17 protein-coding genes are annotated in these 20,101 nt (G+C 49.1%); 9 read left to right on the top strand and 8 right to left on the bottom strand.

Annotation, left to right across the window (positions count from 1 at the left end; all coding sequences use genetic code 11):
* Nucleotides 1–126: 126 nt before the first annotated feature.
* The 4 genes from rlmM to M0415_RS01320 form a co-directional block, all read right to left on the bottom strand.
* On the bottom strand, nt 127–1,212 hold the full coding sequence (rlmM, locus tag M0415_RS01335; RefSeq protein WP_011717757.1) for a 23S rRNA (cytidine(2498)-2'-O)-methyltransferase RlmM: 1,086 nt from the start codon (nt 1,210–1,212) through the stop codon (nt 127–129).
* A 153-nt stretch (nt 1,213–1,365) separates the two neighbouring features.
* Nucleotides 1,366–1,758, bottom strand: coding sequence for a DUF423 domain-containing protein (locus M0415_RS01330; protein WP_220053531.1), 393 nt, complete (start codon nt 1,756–1,758; stop codon nt 1,366–1,368).
* Nucleotides 1,759–1,851: 93 nt separating this feature from the next.
* Nucleotides 1,852–2,523: an alpha/beta fold hydrolase gene (locus M0415_RS01325; RefSeq protein ID WP_249555922.1), complete on the bottom strand. Its 672-nt coding sequence runs from the start codon at nt 2,521–2,523 to the stop codon at nt 1,852–1,854.
* Nucleotides 2,504–3,415 carry a transcriptional regulator GcvA gene (locus tag M0415_RS01320; RefSeq protein ID WP_023268106.1) on the bottom strand — a complete coding sequence of 304 codons (912 nt, stop codon included), beginning with the start codon at nt 3,413–3,415 and terminating at the stop codon, nt 2,504–2,506. Before M0415_RS01320 ends, M0415_RS01325 begins: the two co-directional genes overlap by 20 nt.
* Nucleotides 3,416–3,591: 176 nt before the next feature.
* On the opposite strand from M0415_RS01320, the gene M0415_RS01315 reads away from it, so the two are divergent.
* Nucleotides 3,592–3,825, top strand: coding sequence for a hypothetical protein (locus M0415_RS01315; protein WP_011717760.1), 234 nt, complete (start codon nt 3,592–3,594; stop codon nt 3,823–3,825).
* Between the two features lie 151 nt (nt 3,826–3,976).
* Here the strand turns inward: M0415_RS01315 and thiI are convergent, their stop codons facing one another.
* From thiI to pomA, 3 genes are all read right to left on the bottom strand, one after another.
* Nucleotides 3,977–5,431 (bottom strand): tRNA uracil 4-sulfurtransferase ThiI, encoded by a 1,455-nt coding sequence (gene thiI, locus M0415_RS01310; protein ID WP_249555923.1) that lies wholly within the window; start codon nt 5,429–5,431, stop codon nt 3,977–3,979.
* Between the two features lie 216 nt (nt 5,432–5,647).
* Complete coding sequence (locus tag M0415_RS01305) at nt 5,648–6,568, bottom strand: flagellar motor protein MotB (protein WP_011623478.1); 921 nt, start codon at nt 6,566–6,568, stop codon at nt 5,648–5,650.
* Between the two features lie 3 nt (nt 6,569–6,571).
* A complete protein-coding gene (gene pomA / locus M0415_RS01300) occupies nt 6,572–7,339 on the bottom strand; it encodes a flagellar motor protein PomA (RefSeq protein WP_011717762.1) in 768 nt (255 codons plus the stop codon).
* 314 nt (nt 7,340–7,653) lie between these two features.
* Between pomA and xseB the strand changes: the two genes are divergently transcribed.
* Genes xseB through dxs form a run of 3 tightly spaced genes read left to right on the top strand, consistent with a single transcriptional unit; the run spans nt 7,654 to nt 10,667 of the window.
* Nucleotides 7,654–7,893 (top strand): exodeoxyribonuclease VII small subunit, encoded by a 240-nt coding sequence (gene xseB, locus M0415_RS01295; RefSeq protein ID WP_011623480.1) that lies wholly within the window; start codon nt 7,654–7,656, stop codon nt 7,891–7,893.
* A gap of 2 nt (nt 7,894–7,895) precedes the next feature.
* A complete protein-coding gene (gene ispA / locus M0415_RS01290) occupies nt 7,896–8,777 on the top strand; it encodes a (2E,6E)-farnesyl diphosphate synthase (protein ID WP_249555924.1) in 882 nt (293 codons plus the stop codon).
* Nucleotides 8,778–8,798: 21 nt separating this feature from the next.
* Nucleotides 8,799–10,667: a 1-deoxy-D-xylulose-5-phosphate synthase gene (gene dxs / locus M0415_RS01285; protein WP_249555925.1), complete on the top strand. Its 1,869-nt coding sequence runs from the start codon at nt 8,799–8,801 to the stop codon at nt 10,665–10,667.
* Nucleotides 10,668–10,800: 133 nt separating this feature from the next.
* Here the strand turns inward: dxs and grpE are convergent, their stop codons facing one another.
* Nucleotides 10,801–11,412 carry a nucleotide exchange factor GrpE gene (gene grpE, locus M0415_RS01280; protein ID WP_086902308.1) on the bottom strand — a complete coding sequence of 204 codons (612 nt, stop codon included), beginning with the start codon at nt 11,410–11,412 and terminating at the stop codon, nt 10,801–10,803.
* A 99-nt stretch (nt 11,413–11,511) separates the two neighbouring features.
* Here grpE and nadK point away from each other — a divergent pair, with 99 nt between their 5' ends.
* The 5 genes from nadK to M0415_RS01255 all read left to right on the top strand — a co-directional run bounded on the left by nadK (nt 11,512) and on the right by M0415_RS01255 (nt 20,100).
* A complete protein-coding gene (nadK, locus tag M0415_RS01275) occupies nt 11,512–12,390 on the top strand; it encodes an NAD(+) kinase (protein WP_084789193.1) in 879 nt (292 codons plus the stop codon).
* A gap of 748 nt (nt 12,391–13,138) precedes the next feature.
* Complete coding sequence (locus M0415_RS01270) at nt 13,139–14,782, top strand: L-lactate permease (protein WP_089067341.1); 1,644 nt, start codon at nt 13,139–13,141, stop codon at nt 14,780–14,782.
* A 62-nt stretch (nt 14,783–14,844) separates the two neighbouring features.
* Nucleotides 14,845–17,649, top strand: coding sequence for an FAD-binding and (Fe-S)-binding domain-containing protein (locus tag M0415_RS01265; RefSeq protein ID WP_089067340.1), 2,805 nt, complete (start codon nt 14,845–14,847; stop codon nt 17,647–17,649).
* Between the two features lie 302 nt (nt 17,650–17,951).
* Complete coding sequence (locus M0415_RS01260; protein WP_011626788.1) at nt 17,952–18,695, top strand: (Fe-S)-binding protein; 744 nt, start codon at nt 17,952–17,954, stop codon at nt 18,693–18,695.
* Between the two features lie 10 nt (nt 18,696–18,705).
* Nucleotides 18,706–20,100 carry a lactate utilization protein B gene (locus M0415_RS01255; RefSeq protein WP_249555926.1) on the top strand — a complete coding sequence of 465 codons (1,395 nt, stop codon included), beginning with the start codon at nt 18,706–18,708 and terminating at the stop codon, nt 20,098–20,100.
* The last annotated feature ends 1 nt before the right edge of the window (nt 20,101 follow it).

Genomic DNA, 20,101 nt, shown 5'->3' with positions numbered 1-20,101 from the left:
GCGCGAAACAAAAAACGCACCTTGGGGTGCGTTTTTTATGGCCGCTATTTAGCGGGACAGCCAAATAAAAAGCCCCAAACATGACTTGGGGCTTCACTCACTAACAGAACGATAAAAAACCGCTGATTAGTTCCAAGCCTGGCTCGGTCTAATCCACAGGTGCACAGTCACTTCATCACGGTCATGGTATAAGTGCTTACACTGTAACTGGAATTCGTTGATGCCGTTTTCCTTGAGGATTTCCTGCATGGTATTCAAAATCGCCATCACTTCTTTATAACGGCTCTTCATCGGCAGTTTGAGGTTGAAAATCGCTTCTTTAAACCAGCCATTGATGGCCCAAGCTTCAATCAGTTCAGCCACGCGCGCGGGTTTTTCAACCATGTCGCACACTAACCAATAAATGTTTTTACGCTGTGGCTCGAAGCGGAAACCATCCTCGCGGAAATGTTTCACTTGTCCGGTTTCCATCAGTTTTTCGTTCATTGGACCATTATCGACCGCGGAGACCATCATGCCACGACGCACCAATTGATAGGTCCAGCCGCCAGGGCAAGCGCCTAAATCCACTGCGTTCATGCCGCTGCGAACCCGCACTTCTTGCTCTTCTTTAGGCACAAACTGCGCGAAGGCTTCATCGAGTTTCAGGCTTGAGCGGCTAGGCGCATCGGCAGCCATTTTCAGGCGCGGGATCCCCATAAAATAAGGGGAGCTGTTGTTGCTGAAGGAATAACCTACGTAGGCGCGACCTGGGCCGATAAAGCACACGTGGATAATCGGACGCTTAGGATTTTCCTGTGCCAGTAAACTGCCGGATTTTTTCAAATGCTGGCGCAAAGGCACGGTAAACTTACGGCAAAATGCCGACAGCTCTTTCGCTTCGTTGGTGTCAGGGGTTTCAACCCTCAGCTCACCCGCTTTACTCACCTCACTGAGCGCCGCCACAATCGGACTGACACGATCAGACTCAGGTAAATCCGCCAGCAGCTCGCTTGCGGCAAACATCTGACGGGCAAAAATCAGTGAATCTAACGGCAATTGCTTCACTAAGGTATCGCCGCCGTCTTCTTCAAAACATTGATATACCACGTAGGCATCGTTGTTGTTGGCCTTAACAAAGCCACCCACATTGAGCTCGGCGGCTCGCTGTTGGATTTCTGCTGCGCATTCTTTCTCATAGCCTGCACGGCAAAATAAAAATAGGTTTTTCATGGAGATCCTTAAGAAATCCAAGCCATAAACATGGCCGACTATCGATTTGGGCGCCAGTATAGCAATTTCAATGCACAAAAGCCCGATTTGCTATCGGGCTTTTGTGTAATTGGCAGTGTGAACGCACAGCGCAGTGGCTGCGCCACACAAGTATTATGACTCGTTGCCATCCACCACTTTATGGCGCCATACGGCCGCGGCCAGCAATAACCAACCTAAGAGGAAGCAGCCACCGCCCATTGGGGTAATAGGGCCTAACCATTTGCTACCGACTAGCGCTAAACCGTAAAGCGAGCCAGAAAACAGCACGATGCCAGCAATAAACAAATACGCCGCCCAATCCAGCAAGCGTGAGGTTAACCACTGCCCGGCAAAGGCCACGGCAATCAGCGCAAAAGTATGATAGAAGTGATACTGCACGCCTAGATTAAACACATCAATCAGCTCTGGCGGCGCGACAGCCTTGAGTCCATGAGCACCAAAAGCGCCTAGCGCAACCGCAAAAAATCCGCTTACCGCGGCGAGTAACAACAATCCTTTACGCATTTTTACCTCCAAAAACCAATAGGCTTTACGACGGATGACGCTCAAGCCGTTAATCCAGACTCTGAGCGCTTTAGGCCATATTAAGAATAAGCATTAGCCAATAAATTTTGCTGATAAATCAACAGCCAATGCAAGGTTAGCCGCTTCGGTCGTGCCTGACGACTTTCTTGGGACAAAACTATGATCCCCATCGGCTAAGTATTCAATTTGTATATCACTGTTAAGCGGCCAACTTAGGAGCTGCGCCTGTGTGCCAAACTTATCCCGCTCACCTTGTAGCACTAATACGGGCACTTGGCAGTCGTTAAGGGGTTCTAACCTAGGTTCACCACCCTTAAGTGGAATAAAGGGATAACCTAAGCAAATGACCCTATCGATACGGCTCGCTTGCGCGCTATCGCAGGCCAGTAACGCCGCCATGCGTCCGCCCATGGATTTGCCCATCAAGACCACGCGCTTAACCATAGGCTGAGCGTGCGCCACATCGAGCATCTCGCTAAAACAGGCAAGCAACTTTGGCGCTCTGTCAGGAGGGCGCTTTTTACCATCCACGGCATTGGCCTGCATATAGGGAAAGTTAAAGCGCATCACTTGAAAGCCCTTGGCGACAAGACCTGCGGCCATTTGGCACATAAAGTCGGAATCTCGATTCGCTCCCGCGCCGTGGGCAAATAAAATCAAGGTTTCTGATGGCTCGCCTTCTAACACATAGGCGTTTGAAGCAACAGCCTCGTTGACCAAAGGATTATCCGGGCAACAACTCACTACGTGACTCCTCGGCAAACATATCTAACATCCACTCACGGAACGCGACCACTTTACCCAGCTCGGCATGATTTTGCTGGCAGACGAGGTAATAGGCATCTTTGCTCACTAACACTTCTTGGAATGGGCACACCAGTCGACCCGCCTTAATATCGGGGCGAGCGAGTACGCTATAACCTAATGCCACACCTTGGCCGTGGGCTGCCGCCTGCAAAACGAGGGAAGAATGACTGAAAATCGGCCCTTGGTTGACGTTAATATCGTGGATGCCACATTGTCTAAACCAAGCCTGCCAATCGTGGCGACTCATATCGTGCAGCAACGTGTGGTGTTTTAAATCTTCCGGCTTGGACAAGGGCTTAGGGCCGTTTAACAGCATGGGCGAACATACAGGGATCAGCACTTCATTACGAAGTTTATCGGCGCGAAGCCCAGGCCAATTGCCTAAACCATAATAAATGGCAACGTCGACATCATCGGTTAAAGAGCTGGCCTCTGTGTCTACCGCCTTAATTCGTACGTCAATATCAGGATTTTTTTCACTAAACTTCGATAGGCGCGGCACCAGCCACTGAATAGCAAAGCTTGGCGACATACTCACGGTCAACGAACCAATGGCGCTGCGTGCAAGTAGCCTGTCGGTCGCATCCGCCAGTTGAGTGAAGATATCTTTAATATCGAGAAAATAGCTCTGACCTTCTTCGGTCAGTAGCAGCGAACGATTCTTTCGACGAAATAATTTTAATCCGAGAAAATCTTCCAGCGCCTTAATTTGGTGACTCACCGCAGCCTGAGTCACAAACAATTCTTCAGCCGCTCGAGTAAAGCTCAAATGCCGTGCGGCGGCCTCAAATGCTTTAACCGCATTCAGTGGTGGTAAGCGTCTTGACATAGTGATCTCTATCTCAATTTTTAATTAGTTTTTCTAATCCGTATTGTTACATTTAATCGTTTGTAAAGGCCAGCGTTTTTGATTAAATTTTGCGCCAACGAAACACATGAGTTGGACAATCTCGAACGGGTGATGGGAATGTCTGACAGCAATACTTTGTCAGCCCGGAGGCGACTATGTTCAATTTAAAATCTGCTTTTGCGTTAGTGTTAGTCAGCGCACTCAGTGCCAATGTCAGCGCAAATGTTATCGATGCAGAAATTATCATCGACACCAGTGATTTACAGGCAAGCATCAATGCCGAACTGACTGCGACGATGGAAAAAATGCATGAAGAAGCGCTGCAGGATCCAACCTTATTGCTTGCCGATGAAGTGTTACCGGCCCAGCAAGTGGTCAAGACCGAATAAATTGCACTGCTGATCAGTAAAATAAAAGCCGCATTCCAATGCGGCTTTTTTGTATTCGTTTACCTGCTTATTGGCGCATCGAGGCCCCAATTAATGCGCATTAAGGCCAAAGTTGATGTTTGGCCTTAGCTCTCGTTTTACTGGCTATCGCTTAAGGGCGGTAAACCTTAACATTGTGATAACCTTGTTCAATCAGGTATAGCGCTTGTAATTTACTCATCACCCCACGCTCGCAGTACAACAGGTAAGTCTTCTGCTTATCGAGGTCGGCAAATTGAGTCGCTAATTTGAAGAAAGGAATGCGCTTGATTTCCACGCCTTCAATCTCCAGCGGCTTGTTCTCTTCTTCCTCTGTGGCGCGAATATCAATCACCACTTCATTGGTGTCGATAGCAACAACGGTTTCAGTTTCAGTGATACGCGTATTCATTTGTTCTGCTATCTCCCTGATATCAATGGCAACAGCCTGCTCAACGATACGGTCAATCAAGTCCTCAGAAAATTTGGTCTCTTCGGCCTCAACCTTGGCCAGTACCGCCTTCACGGTTGGCTTTTGCGAAATCACGCCGCAATACTCGGGCATAGATTTAGCAAAATCTTCGGTGCCGATACGGCGACATTCGTTGATAATGTCCTGCTTGTCCATGGCGATCAGCGGGCGCAGGATCAGCATATCGGTGCAGCGGTCAATCACGTTTAAGTTGGTCAAGGTTTGGCTCGATACTTGGCCTAAACTCTCACCAGTCACAATCGCCTGAATGCCCATACGCTCAGCAATACGCGCTGCGGTGCGCATCATCATACGCTTAAGCACCACGCCCATTTGACCGTTGTCGATTTTCTCTAAAATCTCGGCCACCACAGGCTCGAACGGCACAGACACAAACTTCACCTTGTGGGATTCACCATAGGTTTTCCACAAATGGTAAGCGACTTGTTTCACGCCAATTTCATGCTGCGCGCCGCCGAGGTTGAAGAAACAGTAATGGGTACGAGCGCCCTTCTTAATAAATTGGTAGCTCGACACGCCTGAGTCAAAACCGCCCGAAATCAAGGACAACACATCTTCCTGCGTCGCCATTGGGAAGCCGCCTAAGCCTTCGATACGCTTAGTCACCATATACAGTTTATCACCCTCGATTTCGAGGTTAACTGTCACTTCTGGGTTCTTCAAACGCACACCAATCGCATCGGTAAACTGGTTTAAACCACCACCGACATAACGCTCGACTTCGATAGAGTTAAAATCGTGGGAGCCAGTACGTTTGACGCGCACACAGAAGGTTTTACCGGCAATTTGGTCACGGTAAACGGGTAAGACTTGCTGGTAGATATCGTCGACTGAGGTAAAGCTATATTCATCCACTTGCACCACATGTGCGATCCCAGGAATACAGGCTAAACGCTCACCAAAGGCCTGAGCTAATTCAGGTTTATCATTTGGCACCTTTACCCAAATACGGTCCCATTGACGTTGCACTTTGGCATCTTCATCAACTTTTTTGAGCACGTTACGGATGTTGGTTTCAAGCATTTTGGTGAAGCGCATGCGCACGGGCTTGCTCTTCATCATGATTTCTGGGTACAGCTTTACAATAAACTTCATGGGATTTCCGCGGGCAATTTTGTAAACAGCAAAATTGGTTAAAAGAATAATCGCCGGATTATAACAAACTCACGGCGATTGGCGCACCTGTTTCCACACTCGAGCTGCTCGTGGCGTGCGCTTATGCATAGTTGAATTTATAGTCAAAAAATCACAAATAAAAAAGCCGTGAGCAAGTCACGGCGTTTTTATCGAATAACAAGTTTGGATTAAAAGCTATTTACCTACTTGAATTTCTTCGGATTCTTTGGCTTTACCCTGTTCAATCGCAATCTCAACACGACGATTTCGCGCGCGGTTTTCAGGTGAGTCATTAGGCACGATGGGATTATTCGACGCCATACCGACCACTTTCATCCGCTTAGGATCGAAGCCCTTCACTTGCAGCAGCACATCGGCCACCGCAACTGCGCGTTTGCTCGAGAGATCCCAGTTCGAGCTGTATAGCTCATCGCTTATCTGCATATCATCGGTGTAACCCGATACAGTGATGATCCCCGGCACATCTTTAAGCAATTCACCGACCGAGCGCACCACAGGTTTAAATCGTGGCTGCAGGAAGCCCGAACCCGAGGCAAATGAGCCCTTCTCACGGATACGGATAATAATTTGCTGCCCAAGTGACTCAATTTCGATCGCCCCATCGGTGATCTCGTTATTGAGCTCCTGCGCCATTTTCTTCACTTGTTGATTGATTTTATCCTGCGCCGCTGCGGCTTCCGCTTTTACCGCATCCGCCGTTTCTTGGGCCGTCGCCGAGGCTTCACCGCCCCGCTGCGAACCATTTTGCTGCTGCACACCACCCGCGCTATCGTCCTCGCCCGCTTGATAATCCAATACGGGTTCGGTCATTTCGTTGGTTTGTTGGTTAATGATTTCAATCGGCGTGGGATCGGGACGACCAGGACGAAACTCCAATGCAATCACAGACGTCCCCTTAGGAATGTCTTTGACTTCGACCTTATTTTGCACCCCGAAGGCATACTTCATCGAGCCTGCGATCTGCTTAAACTTCATCACGTCCATTTCGGAAAATGATAGCAGCAGCACGAAGAAACACATCAAGAGGGACATCAAATCGGCAAATGTTGCCAACCAGAGCGGTGCTCCGGGCGGTGGACAGTTGCACTTAGCCATGGGCTACTCTCCGTCCGTTGTATCGATTTTCCGCTGTTTTTCAGCTAGATAATTCTTCAAGAAACCTTCAATCACCCGCGGGTTTTGGCCATCTTGAATGGCTAATACCGCATCCATAATCAGGTTGCGGTTCAGCATTTCTTCACCCATGCGCAGGGTGAGTTTATCGGCAATGGGAATACACACCATGTTCGCGACCACGGCGCCGTACAGTGTCGTTAACAAGGCCACCGCCATCGAAGGACCAATCGATTTAGGATCTGACATGTTGGATAACATGGCCACTAAGCCCACTAAGGTACCAATCATCCCCATCGCGGGGCCGACGTCACCAAAGGCCCTAAAAATCGCAATGCCGTTACGATGGCGCTCTTCGGTGAGGGCAATGTCTTTTTCAAGCGCGGCGCGCACAACTTCGCCATCGTGACCATCGACCAACATATCGACAGCTTTTTGCATAAAACTGTTGGAAATTTGCGCTTCTTCGAGGGCAAGGAATCCGCCTTTACGGGCGGCGTCCGCCATAGTCACGGATTGTTCGATAAGATCTTCTGGCTTATCAATCTTAAACATAAAGGCTTTGACGGCAATTTTTACCGCGCCCAAAAACTGTTTGAGATTGAATTTCATCATTACTACGAAGAATGAACCACCGAATACGATAAACACTGAGGGGACGTCGATAAAGATTGCCAAGCCGCCGCTGGTCATCATAGCCCAAAGGATAAAACCAAAGCCCCCGACTAGTCCTATAACTGTAGCTAAATCCACAACGGCTCCTCAATATTCGGTATAAACGACATAATACTGACTCTATTCGCAAAATAACACAAAATGTCATCCACATAGGGATTACACTTTGGTTTTAACCTGAGCCTTACTCTATGATGTCAAAGGATGATTATAAGCATAATGCTATTATTGTCATTTATCGGACAAGCACTAAGCAAGTTTAGCGACAATTTCTATTTTCTGAAAAAAATTCAGCAACAAAGCGTGCTATTGAGCAAATATCCGTCGACTGAATTTGACCCTTGAGTCGCCCTGATATACCTTGTGTCCGCTCTTTCAAAGGAATTATTAACGTGGCGAAGAAACCCGAAAATCTCAGTTTTGAAGAATCCCTTGGTGAACTCGAGCGCATCGTTGCCGAATTAGAACAGGGCGATGTCTCTCTGGATGATGCGTTAAAACAATTTGAACGTGGCATCAATCTGGTGCGTAACAGCCAAGCAAAACTCGAGCAAGCTCAGCAAAAAGTGGCCATTTTACTCAAGCAGGATGAAAATGCGCCCCTCTCTCCCTATGCCGTTGAGGGCGAATAAGCGTGTTAGTCAATGCAATAAAAGAATATCAACTACGGGTTGATGACCAATTAAAACAACGTTTCAGCACACTCGAAGACACAGCGCCGCAATTAAAGGCCGCCATGACCCACGGCGCGCTATTAGGCGGTAAGCGTATTCGTCCCTTCTTGGTTTACAGCGTGGGGCAAATGTTTGGCGTGCCGCTTGAAAAGCTCGACGCCAGCGCCGCCGCCATTGAGTGTATTCATGCTTATTCGTTAATCCATGACGATTTACCCGCCATGGACGATGACGACCTTCGTCGTGGTCAGCCCACAGTGCATATCGCCTTCGATGAGGCGACCGCCATCCTTGCAGGGGATGCACTGCAAACCTTAGCCTTTGAAATTGTTACCGAAGCAGTACTAGGGATCAGCAGCGAGCAGCATATCGCCATGGTGAGGGCGCTGGCGAAAGCCTCGGGTTACCGTGGTATGTGTGGCGGCCAAGCGATTGACTTAGCCTCAACCGATAAGCTCATCGACCTTAAGGCCTTAACTCAACTGCATAATATGAAAACGGGCGCCCTTATCAGCTGCGCCGTTGAGTTAGCCCTGATCGCCGCTAATGCGCCAAAAGATGAATATCAGACTATGATGGAATTTGCCCATGCGGTAGGACTTGCCTTCCAAGTGCAAGACGATATTCTGGACATCATTGCCACCACGGAAGAACTCGGCAAACCCCAAGGCTCAGACGCCGAGTCCAATAAGAGTACTTTTCCGCAACTACTTGGACTGCAAGGCGCCAAAGACACCGCCGCGCAACTGATCCAAGAGGCACTATCAGCGCTGGCTAAATTGCCATACAATAGCCAGTTAATCGCAGACTTCGCCCGCTATATCATTGAGCGAAGAATATAATAAGAGACGAAGTATCTCGCTATGAGTTTGGACATTTCACAGTTTCCCGTGTTGGCTCAGGCCAACACTCCTAATGAACTCCGCCAGCTTCCTCAGGCCCTGTTACCTCAATTGGCCGATGAGTTGCGGGAGTTTCTTCTTAAGTCCGTTGGCATGTCCAGCGGACATTTTGCCTCTGGACTCGGCACGGTCGAACTGACTGTCGCCCTGCATTATGTCTATAACACCCCGTTTGATCGTTTGATTTGGGATGTTGGCCACCAAGCCTATCCCCATAAAATCCTCACCGGTCGCCGCGACAGAATGCACACCATTAGGCAAAAGAACGGCTTACACCCTTTCCCTTGGCGGGAAGAAAGTGAATACGACACCTTTAGCGTCGGACACTCCGGCACCTCCATCAGTGCCGCATTAGCCATGGCTGTTGCCGCCGAAAAAGAACAGGCAGGCCGTAAAGTGGTTGCCGTGATTGGCGATGGCGCCATGACGGGCGGTATGGTGTTCGAGGCCATGAACCACGCGGGTGATTTGCACAACGATATGCTGATGGTGCTGAACGATAACGAAATGTCGATTTCAGAAAACGTCGGCGCGCTCAACAATCACTTAGCGCAGTTGATGTCAGGCCGCCTCTACACCACGATTCGTGAAAGCAGCAAGAAAGTCCTCAAGGGCATGCCAGTTATCAAAGAAATGGCCAAGCGCACCGAAGAGCACCTCAAGGGCATGGTTGTACCAGGCACCCTGTTTGAAGAGTTAGGCTTTAACTATATCGGCCCCATCGATGGCCACGATGTCGATGCCCTAGTGGAAACCCTGCGCAATATGCGCTCTCTAAAGGGCCCACAAGTACTGCACATCATGACCAAAAAAGGTCGTGGTTATGAGCCCGCCGAGAAAGATCCTATCGGTTGGCACGCGGTACCTAAATTTGACCCGTCACAATTTAAGAAGCCAGCCACTAAGCCGGGACTGCCGACCTTCTCCCAAGTGTTTGGCAAATGGTTATGTGATATTGCCGAGCAGGATGAAAAAGTCTTAGGCATTACCCCTGCCATGCGTGAAGGTTCGGGCATGGTGGAGTTCTCACAACGCTTCCCGAAACAATATTTCGATGCCGCCATTGCCGAGCAACATGCGGTGACCTTAGGGGCCGGATTTGCCTGTGAAGGCTTTAAGCCTGTGGTCGCCATTTACTCGACCTTCCTGCAACGGGGTTATGATCAACTGATCCACGATGTGGCGCTACAGCGCTTACCAGTATTGTTCGCTATTGACCGTGGCGGTATTGTCGGTGCCGACGGCCCAACCCACCAAGGCGCATTCGATTTAAGCTTTATGCGCTGCATCCCGAATATGGTGATCATGGCGCCATCGGATGAAAATGAATGTCGCCAAATGCTCTATACCGGTTATTGCTATGATGCTGGCCCGAGTGCGGTGCGTTATCCAAGGGGCAGCGCCACTGGCGCGACTCAGGTAGAAGCCATGACGGCATTGCCGATAGGTAAAGGCGTGATTAAGCGTTTAGGCAAACGTATCGCCATGCTGAACTTTGGTACCACCTTAGCCGCCGCCTTAACCGCCGCAGAAAGCTTAGACGCCACCGTCGTCGATATGCGCTTTGTCAAGCCATTAGATGTGGATTTGGTTAAAGAGATGGCGCAAACCCACGATGTGCTCGTGACAGTGGAAGAGAACGCCATTATGGGCGGCGCAGGCTCTGGCATTTTAGAGCTACTGCAAAAGCTTAAAATGCCCAAACCTGTGCTGCAAATCGGCCTACCCGATGAGTTTATTAAACATGGCTCTCCAGAAGAAGTGACCCATGATTTACAACTCGATGCCGAAGGTATGTTAGCGCAAATTAATGCTTTTCTTGCCGATTGAGTGTTGATGGGAGCTTAGCTCCCACAATACTGCAAACGTGATAAACCACGATTAACGGCAAATAGAAAAACAACAGACAAATAAAAAGGACTGCATCGGCAGTCCTTTTTATTAGTTAGCGCTAAGCGTTAGCTTAGGCTTCAATGTTGATTTCTTGGCTAGGGCCGCCCTGTGACACCATCACCATGGCTGGACGCAGTAAACGGCTGTTTAGCTCATAACCCTTTTGCATCACTAACATCACAGTATTGGCTGGATACTCAGCACTTGGCTGCATACCAATGGCTTGATGTTGGTCTGGGTTGAAGGCTTGACCCTGTGGATCGATAGGTTTTACCCCAAACTTAGCCACGGCGGTTAAGAAGCTCTTTTGCGTGAGCTCAACACCTTCGAACAATGCTTTGGTGGTTTCATCCTGTGGATTAGTACCTTGCAGTGCACGTTCCATATTGTCTAACACTGGCAGTAATTCGTTGGCGAATTTTTCCAATGCAAATTTGTTAGCCTTTTCCACATCCATCGCCGCACGACGACGAATATTGTCTACTTCGGCAGCAGCACGGATAACTGAATCTTTTTGCTCTTCAACTTTCGCCAAAGCGTCAGCGAGTAACTGTTCCAGCTCTTCAATACGGAAATTGGCTTGGGTAAGCTCGTCAATCAGACTCGCTTCTTCGGTAGAAACTTCAGACTCTACACCCTCTTGGATCAGATCCTGTTCTGCTTTAATCGACTCGTTGCTCATTTTCACTCCAGCTAAAAATGCTTTGTTTCTAAATACTCTGGGCATATTATGGGGATCAATTTTGACGTTTCAAGGCCTAAGGCCAGATCTAGCATAAATATGACCACAAAGTTCCACACCATTGGCCTGATTGGCAAGCCACACCACCCAGGGACAAATCAAACCCTCAAACGTCTGCACCACTGGCTGACGGTGCAAGGGTATGAAGTTCTTGTGGAAGAGCGCGTTGCCAGCGAGTTAGGGACAAATATCGTCGCGGTCGATTTGTTAGAGATTGGCGCACGCTGCGATTTAGCCATAGTCGTGGGTGGTGATGGCAATATGCTCGGTGCCGCCAGAGTACTGGCGCGCTTCGATGTCGGTGTGATTGGAGTAAACCGTGGTAATCTCGGCTTTTTAACGGATTTACCGCCCGATGCCTTTGAAGAAGCCCTCGCCAAAGTGCTCGATGGGGAATTTGATACCGAGCACCGCTTTTTACTCGAGGCCGAGGTCTATCGCCATGGCATGTTAAAAGCAAGCAATACTGCCGTTAATGAAGCGGTACTCCATCCGGGTAAAATTGCCCATATGATTGAATTTGAAGTCTATATAGACAATCAATTCATGTACAGCCAACGCGCCGACGGCATGATAGTCTCAACTCCGACGGGATCTACCGCCTATGCCCTGTCGGCAGGAGGCGCTATTCTAACCCCCAATTTACAGGCATTAATACTAGTGCCTATGTTTCCGCATACACTGTCGTGTCGCCCCATAGTGGTCGATGCCTGCAGCACCATTAAGATGGTCGTCTCCCCTGAAAATGGCGAAAATCTCGAAGTAAGTTGTGATGGCCACGTGCATTTAGCCGTCTTACCCGGCGATGAAATCATAGTGCGCCGCAGCTCTGAGCAGCTCAGACTTATCCACCCTAAAGGCCATAATTACTTCCATGTGTTACGCAGTAAGCTCGGCTGGGGCAGTAAGCTGTTTTAAGCCCACATTAGGCGAGGCATAATGGCCACAAAGGCACGCCATCATTAATCACTCAGGTTAATTCCCATACCAGTTGTTAACAGAATGGTGTGTTGCGGCTGCGTGGCTGTAAACAGCTTTATTAACCGTTATTAAATTTCAGATTAAAACAAAATTCATTAAGTGATATTCATCACGCGAAATTTAGTCATCACTAAAATTTGATCTTGCTCTCAATATTTCCTGCGGTGCAAAACTCAATAAAAATCTATTTATTCACTATCTTACTCAATTCAGTTTAGCGGAGTGATTTTTACCGCCACATAAAAATGAGACATGAGTCACATTTTAATATTGTCTTAAAAATCCATTAAGTACTCATTAATGAAATAAATGGATCAGTTAATTGCAATACTGATAGCTAATTTAGCGGATATCTCGATTTTTATAACCTTAAGGAATAGAAATCAGTGAAACATCCCATTATCGAAATATAAAAAACCACCTTCGAGTGACATGGATCACAGTTAGGAAAATCCTATGAGAGAAGCCTCCCGCAGCACTGTAAATTAGCATTTTATACAGCAGTCAAAATGATCTAGATCATATTAGTTAAGCCCCGAATAGCGTCTAGTACACACCACAGAATGTTGTGACTCTTGGCATTGGCAGTTGAAACTGCTGATTTATCCGCCGAGGGTTAAACAGGAAAACACTAGCAAGATCCAAATATAAATAATAAGACAGACCACTTTATGTAGAGGCAAGCATGACAATACTTCAACTCCTCGCCAGCTTGACGCCAGTAATCAGTGTAATGATCTTTCTCGTATTACTCAGAATGCCAGCGTCCAAAGCTATGCCCATCTCCATGGTAATCACAGCGCTTGCCGCCGTGTTTATTTGGCAAATGGATACCACGCTATTAGCCGCATCGGTTCTCGAAGGACTGCTGTCAGCCATCACTCCCTTAACCATCATCTTCGGCGCGGTATTCCTGCTCAACACCCTGAAATACTCAGGGGCCATGGATACCATTCGCGCGGGTTTCACTAACATCAGTGCCGATGCCCGTGTGCAAGTGATTATTATCTGTTGGTTATTCGGTGCCTTTATTGAAGGTAGTGCGGGTTTTGGAACGCCAGCCGCGATTGGTGCGCCGCTGCTGGTATTATTGGGGGTTCCGCCCGTTGCCGCCGCCGTTGTGGCGCTGATTGCCGACTCGGCCTGCGTATCCTTCGGTGCAATTGGTTTACCCGTGCTATTTGGTATGGAGCAAGGTTTAACCCAAGGTGGTGTAAGCTTGGCGGCTGAGCAGTTTGCAGCCCATGGCGGAAGCTACGTTGGCTATGCTCGCTTTATCGTAATGCATATGATCACTATCGACTTAATCACAGGTACCTTAATCCCGCTAGTCATGGTGACCATACTGACAGGATTCTTTGGCCGTAATAAGTCATTTAAAGAAGGTTTAGCCATTTGGAAGTTTGCAATTTTCGCGGGTCTTGCCTTTACCGTTCCCGCTTGGATTATCAACTACCTTGCGGGTCCTGAATTCCCATCTGTTATCGGTTCATTGGTGGGTATGGCCTTAGTTATCCCCGTTGCTCGTAAAGGATACTTACTGCCAAAAACGCCTTGGAATGACTTTGCTGAAAATGATAGCCAAGAAGGCGCGAAAATTGAGACTACCGCTAAGTTCTCCCAAATCGCCGCTTGGACACCTTATATCATCATGGCAGCGCTATTAGTGTTATCACGTACGGTTGCGCCACTCAAAGCCTGGTTATCCAGTTTCAACATCAGCTGGACAGGCCTAATGGGCACTGAGCTAAAAGCCAGCTTTGCGACCCTGTACGCACCAGGCGCCTTCTTCGTGGCCGTGTGTATCTTAGGTTTCTTCCTGTTCAAGATGAAAAGCCCAGCGATTAAGCAATCTATCGGCGTGTCATGCAAGTCGATGTTACCGACTATCATCTCATTAGGCGCATCCGTGCCTATGGTGAAAATCTTCTTAAACTCAGGCGTTAATGGTGCAGGTCTTGCGTCTATGCCAGTCGCCTTAGCCGATATGTTAGGCCAATCTATGGGAGCGGTCTGGGCATGGATGGCACCGATTGTGGGGATCTTCGGCGCCTTCCTTTCAGGCTCAGCCACCTTCTCCAACATGATGTTCTCCAGCCTACAATACAGTGTGGCCGACAACATTGGCATGAACCATACACTGGTGTTAGCACTACAAGGTATCGGTGCGAACGCCGGTAACATGATGTGTGTGATGAACGTCGTAGCCGCCGCGACCGTTGTAGGTATGGCGGGCAGAGAATCAGAAATTATTCGTAAAACTATGCCTGTGGCGATTGGTTATGCGCTACTTGCAGGCACCATCGCAACTCTTTGGGGTGGCTTCTAAGCCAATCTAAACCTAAGGCCGCTTGGCGGCCTTAGTCATTTTTAGCGTTGAGAGAGTAACTTATGTCTATTAATTATGACGCTGTTTATAAAGAGCTTATTCAACAACTCGGTGAGTCAGCCGTCTCAAATGACCCTGTACGCCGCTTTGCGTGGTCAACCGACGCCAGTTATTTCCGTATCGTGCCTGAAATTGTGGTCCACGCGGATAACCTCGAACAGGCCAAACAGACCTTAGCCATCGCCCGTGCCCATAAAGTGCCAGTAACCTTCCGTGCAGCGGGGACCAGTTTATCGGGACAAGCCATTGGCGAAGGGATTTTATTGATCTTGGGCCACGACGGTTTTAGAACCATTGAAATCAGTTCCGACAGCAATAAGATCACCTTAGGCGCGGCGGTGATTGGTGCCGATGCCAACGCGGCGCTCAAGCCTCTCAATAAGAAAATCGGTCCCGATCCGGCGACCCTTGCCTCGGCCATGGTCGGCGGTATTGTGTCTAACAACGCCTCGGGTATGTGCTGTGGTACGGCGCAAAACAGTTACCAGACCATCGCCTCGGCTAAACTGCTGTTTGCCGATGGTACCGAGCTCAACACGGGTTGCGATAAGTCTAAGGCCGCCTTTACCCAAAGCCACGGCGAGTTGCTCGACTCACTGGCCTCACTGGCTAAATTAACCCGCAGCAATGACGTGCTCGCGCAGCGTATTCGCAAAAAATACTCCATCAAAAACACTACGGGTTATAGCATCAATGCTCTAGTGGATTTTGAAGACCCGTTCGATCTGATTAACCACTTGATCGTTGGCGCCGAGGGCACCTTAGCCTTTGTCGAAGAAGTCACTTACCACACGGTCGATGAAGCCAAATTTAAAGCCTCGGCCATGGCGGTATTTTTCAACATGGTGGATGCGGCGAGTGCCATTCCACCGATTATTGGCGATAGCGTTGCCGCCGCCGAATTACTCGACTGGGCATCCATCAAGGCCGTCACCGGTAAAAAAGGCATGCCAGATTGGCTCAATGAACTGCCAGAAGGCGCGGCAATTCTATTGATTGAGTCCCGCGCTAACGATGCCCAAACCTTAGAAAGCTATACCCAAGATGTGATTGCCAAACTCGCGCACATCAAAACCGAGCGTCCAATTAGCTTCAGTAGCGACGCCAATGTGTACAGCAAATACTGGGCAATGCGCTCTGGCCTGTTCCCGATTATCGGTGGTGAGCGACCAAAGGGCAGCTCAGTCATCATCGAAGACGTGGCCTTTAACGTCGAACATTTAGCCGCGGCCGCCGCCGATTTAACCGAGCTATTCCATAAGCACGGCTATCCCGAAGGCGTGATTTACGGCCATGCGCTGGCGGGTAACTTCCACTTTATTATCACCCCGACCTTCGCCTCCCAAGCCGACATCGAGCGCTTCCAAGGCTTTATGCAAGATGTGGCCGAGATGGTGATCCATAAATACGATGGTTCGATGAAGGCCGAGCACGGCACTGGCCGCGCCGTTGCACCTTTCGTTGAAATGGAATGGGGCGCGGATGCTTACACCCTCATGAAACGCATCAAGCATATCTTCGACCCAGAAGGCCTGCTCAACCCCGGCGTTATCTTAAACGACGACAGCACAGTGCACGTGAAAAACATCAAGCCTTGCCCTGTGGTCGATGATTTTGTCGATAAGTGTATCGAGTGTGGTTTCTGCGAAAAAACCTGCCCGACTTCGGCGCTGAACTTCTCGCCACGTCAGCGGATCGCCACCCTGCGTGAAATCGAGCGCTTAGAGCAATCTGGCGATAAAGCTGCCGCCGATAAAATGCGTGCCGATGCCAAGTATGATGTGATTGATACCTGCGCGGCTTGTCAGCTCTGTACTATTGCCTGCCCAGTCGATAACAGCATGGGTCAGTTAGTCCGTAAGCTACGCACACCCTATATCAGCACCACTGAGCAAAAAGTGTTGGATTTCCAAGCCAAACACTTTGGCGCCGTCAACCAAGTGATCAGCACAGGCTTTGACGTATTGGGAGTCATCCATAAAATCACCGGCGATGGTATCACCAACGCGCTGATGAAAACTGGCCGCTTACTCTCTAAAGAAGTGCCCTATTGGAATCCAGACTTCCCCAAAGGTGGCAAACTGCCTAAACCGTCCCCAGCTAAAGCAGGGCAAGAAACCGTGGTTTACTTCCCAGCCTGTGGTGGCCGCACCTTTGGACCTACACCTAAGGATCCCGATAATCGCACCTTGCCAGAGGTGGTTGTGACCCTGCTCGAGCGTGCTGGCTATAACGTTATTACCCCAGAGAAGACCCGCGATTTATGCTGCGGCCAAATGTGGGAATCTAAGGGCGACTTTAAAAACGCCGACGCCAAACGCCAAGAGCTTATCGATGTGGTCAGCAAGATGAGTAATGGCGGCAAAATCCCCGTATTAGTCGATGCCTTGTCTTGTACCTATCGTACCCTCACGGGTAACCCTCAGGTGCAAATCACTGACTTGGTTGAGTTTATGCACGACAAGCTACTGGATAAGCTTAGCATCAACAAAAAGGTCAATGTGGCTCTGCACTTAGGTTGTAGCGCTCGTAAGATGAAGTTAGAGCCTAAGATGCAAGCCATTGCTGATGCTTGTTCGAGCCAAGTGCTCAAACCTGCGGGCATTGACTGCTGTGGTTACGCCGGTGAAAAAGGCCTGTATAAGCCAGAAATCAACGCCAGCGCCCTGCGTAATATCAAAAAGCTCATTCCTGTCGAGATTAAGGAAGGCTATTACGCCAACCGTATGTGTGAGGTCGGCTTAACGCAGCACAGTGGCATTTCCTACCGCCACTTAGCGTATCTGCTCGAAGAGTGCAGCCGCTAAAAAGTACTCAACGGGGCTAGAAATGGCCCCGTTTTTTTATCAGAAGAAAACTATTCTCATTTATCGAGCAAAACACTAAAAACAGGAGATAAATCACAAAATAAAAACCAACATAAACACTTTAAATTCAATAAATTAAAATATTCTCATTTTTACAAAAATCAACAAGGTCATTTACTAAATTAGCGCTACTTATTTACTTAAGATAAGCCTATATTTGATCAACTACCTTAGCATTTGTGTGGACTTTGGGGTCACAATGCAAGGCAATGTCGTTCACTAACAAGAAAGAGAAAAACACAATGAAAATCGCTCTTTTCATCCCGTGTCTCGTTAACCAAATGATGCCAGACGTGGCGATTGCCACCCTGGAATTACTGGAAAAACTCGGACACCAAGTGATTCTACCCGCAGGCCAAACTTGCTGTGGCCAACCTATGACCAACTCGGGTTGCTTCGATGCAGCACGCAGTACTACCTTGAAATTACTTAATGCTTTCAAGGGTGTGGAATGTGATGCCATTGTTTGCCCTGCCGCCTCTTGTTTAGTGGCCGCCAAAGAAAACTTCCACGAGTTTGATAACAGCCCTGAAGCCCAAGCCGTTATCGACAAACTCTATGAGCTGACCGAGTTCCTCCACGATGTCGCCCCAATCCCAGCGTTCAACAAGCCTTTTGCCCATAAGATCAGTCTGCAACTGAGCTGCCACGGCATTCGCATGTTGAGCCTTGCCACACCGAGCGAGCAAATGGGCCCACGATTCAACAAGGTAGAAGCCGTGCTCGCCAATATCGCCGGAATCGACATTGTCTATCCAGACCGTCGCGACGAATGCTGTGGCTTTGGTGGTACTTTTGCCGTTGATGAAGGCGCCGTATCCGCCAAAATGGGTAAAGACAAGGCCCAAGCCCACGCAGCAACAGGCGCGCAATATGTGGTTGGCTTCGACCCTTCATGCCTATTACACCTCGATGGCATGATCCGCAGACAACAATTGCCAATTGAAATTCGCCACATAGCGCAAGTGCTTAACGCCGCGCTCTAGGAGACCCACTATGGCATATCAACATAATCACGAGGCAACGGGTTCACAGGTTCACGCCCACAAGGCCGATATTTTCTGCCGTGATGAAACCCGTGTTGACTGGCACTCAAAAGCCCTTTGGGTGCTGCGGGAAAAACGTGACCGCGCCGCAGGCAGCTTACCCGAGTGGGAACAACTGCGTCAGTTAGGCTCCGAAATCAAGCTGCATACCTTAACCAACCTTGCACAATATCTTGAAACCTTTGAGCAAAACTGCCTTGCAAACGGTATCAAAGTCCACTGGGCAAAGGATGGCGCCGAGCACAACCGTATCGTGTACGACATCTTAGCTAGCCATAAAGTGAAGAAGTTAGTTAAGTCTAAATCCATGCTCACCGAGGAATGTCACCTCAATCCTTACTTAGAGCAACGTGGAATTGAAGTCATCGATACCGACTTGGGCGAGCGGATTATTCAGCTGGCAAAAATGCCACCTTCGCACATTGTGGTGCCCGCCATCCACATGAAGAAAGAAGAAGTGGGCGATCTGTTCCATGACAAATTAGGCACTAAGGCAGGCGAGTCCGATCCGCTATATTTGACCCGCGCCGCCCGTGCTCACCTGCGTGAGCAATTCCTCAGTGCCGATGCCGCCATGACAGGGGTAAACATGGCGATTGCCGATAAGGGCGCCGTGGTCGTTTGTACCAACGAAGGTAACGCCGACATGGGGGCAAACCTGCCCAAGTTACAATTGCATTCAATGGGTATAGACAAAATTGTCCCCGATATCGACAGCGCCGCCGTGTTACTGCGCACCCTAGCGCGTAACGCAACGGGTCAACCTGTCACCACCTATAGCGCCTTCTACCGTGGGCCACAGGTCGATGGCGAAATGCATGTCATCATCGTCGATAACGGCCGTACAGAGATGCTCAAGGATAAAATCCTTGCCGAATCATTGAAATGTATTCGCTGCGGTGGCTGTTTAAATACTTGCCCTGTGTATCGCCGCTCCGGTGGTTACAGTTACAACTACACCATTCCCGGCCCGATTGGGATTGCCGTGGGTGCCAAGCATGATGACACAAACTCCATCGCTTGGGCTTGTACCCTGTGTGGCAGCTGTACCTATGTTTGCCCGACTAAGGTGCCGCTCGATAAGATTATTTTCCACCACAGACGCCTTAAGGCCGAAGCTGGACAACTCCCCTACGGCAAAAACGGTTATATGCCATTAGTGGGTAAATTTATGGCAAGCACGACCCTGCTCAATTGCTCAATGGGCGCGGCCCGCACCGCACTGCGCATTCTGCCCGGTAGTCTGCTCAAGCCATTTAGCGGTGCTTGGGGTAAATACCGTGAACTGCCCGTTGCCCCCAACTCCAGCTTCGAAGCTTGGTTTAAGAAACACAGGAGCCTATAAG

This window comes from Shewanella sp. 10B (genome assembly GCF_023475885.1).
Lineage (GTDB): Bacteria > Pseudomonadota > Gammaproteobacteria > Enterobacterales > Shewanellaceae > Shewanella > Shewanella mangrovisoli.
Note: the sequence above shows the minus strand (reverse complement) of the source record. Positions and strands in the feature narration are given on the sequence as shown.

Excerpts from the sequence above, each read along its gene's own strand:
- rlmM (WP_011717757.1), bottom strand. The coding sequence starts at position 1,212 with ATGAAAAACCTATTTTTATTTTGCCGTGCAGGCTATGAGAAAGAATGC.
- M0415_RS01330 (WP_220053531.1), bottom strand. The coding sequence starts at position 1,758 with ATGCGTAAAGGATTGTTGTTACTCGCCGCGGTAAGCGGATTTTTTGCG.
- M0415_RS01320 (WP_023268106.1), bottom strand. The coding sequence starts at position 3,415 with ATGTCAAGACGCTTACCACCACTGAATGCGGTTAAAGCATTTGAGGCC.
- M0415_RS01315 (WP_011717760.1), top strand. The coding sequence starts at position 3,592 with ATGTTCAATTTAAAATCTGCTTTTGCGTTAGTGTTAGTCAGCGCACTC.
- thiI (WP_249555923.1), bottom strand. The coding sequence starts at position 5,431 with ATGAAGTTTATTGTAAAGCTGTACCCAGAAATCATGATGAAGAGCAAG.
- M0415_RS01305 (WP_011623478.1), bottom strand. The coding sequence starts at position 6,568 with ATGGCTAAGTGCAACTGTCCACCGCCCGGAGCACCGCTCTGGTTGGCA.
- dxs (WP_249555925.1), top strand. The coding sequence starts at position 8,799 with ATGAGTTTGGACATTTCACAGTTTCCCGTGTTGGCTCAGGCCAACACT.
- grpE (WP_086902308.1), bottom strand. The coding sequence starts at position 11,412 with ATGAGCAACGAGTCGATTAAAGCAGAACAGGATCTGATCCAAGAGGGT.
- nadK (WP_084789193.1), top strand. The coding sequence starts at position 11,512 with ATGACCACAAAGTTCCACACCATTGGCCTGATTGGCAAGCCACACCAC.
- M0415_RS01270 (WP_089067341.1), top strand. The coding sequence starts at position 13,139 with ATGACAATACTTCAACTCCTCGCCAGCTTGACGCCAGTAATCAGTGTA.
- M0415_RS01265 (WP_089067340.1), top strand. The coding sequence starts at position 14,845 with ATGTCTATTAATTATGACGCTGTTTATAAAGAGCTTATTCAACAACTC.
- M0415_RS01260 (WP_011626788.1), top strand. The coding sequence starts at position 17,952 with ATGAAAATCGCTCTTTTCATCCCGTGTCTCGTTAACCAAATGATGCCA.
- M0415_RS01255 (WP_249555926.1), top strand. The coding sequence starts at position 18,706 with ATGGCATATCAACATAATCACGAGGCAACGGGTTCACAGGTTCACGCC.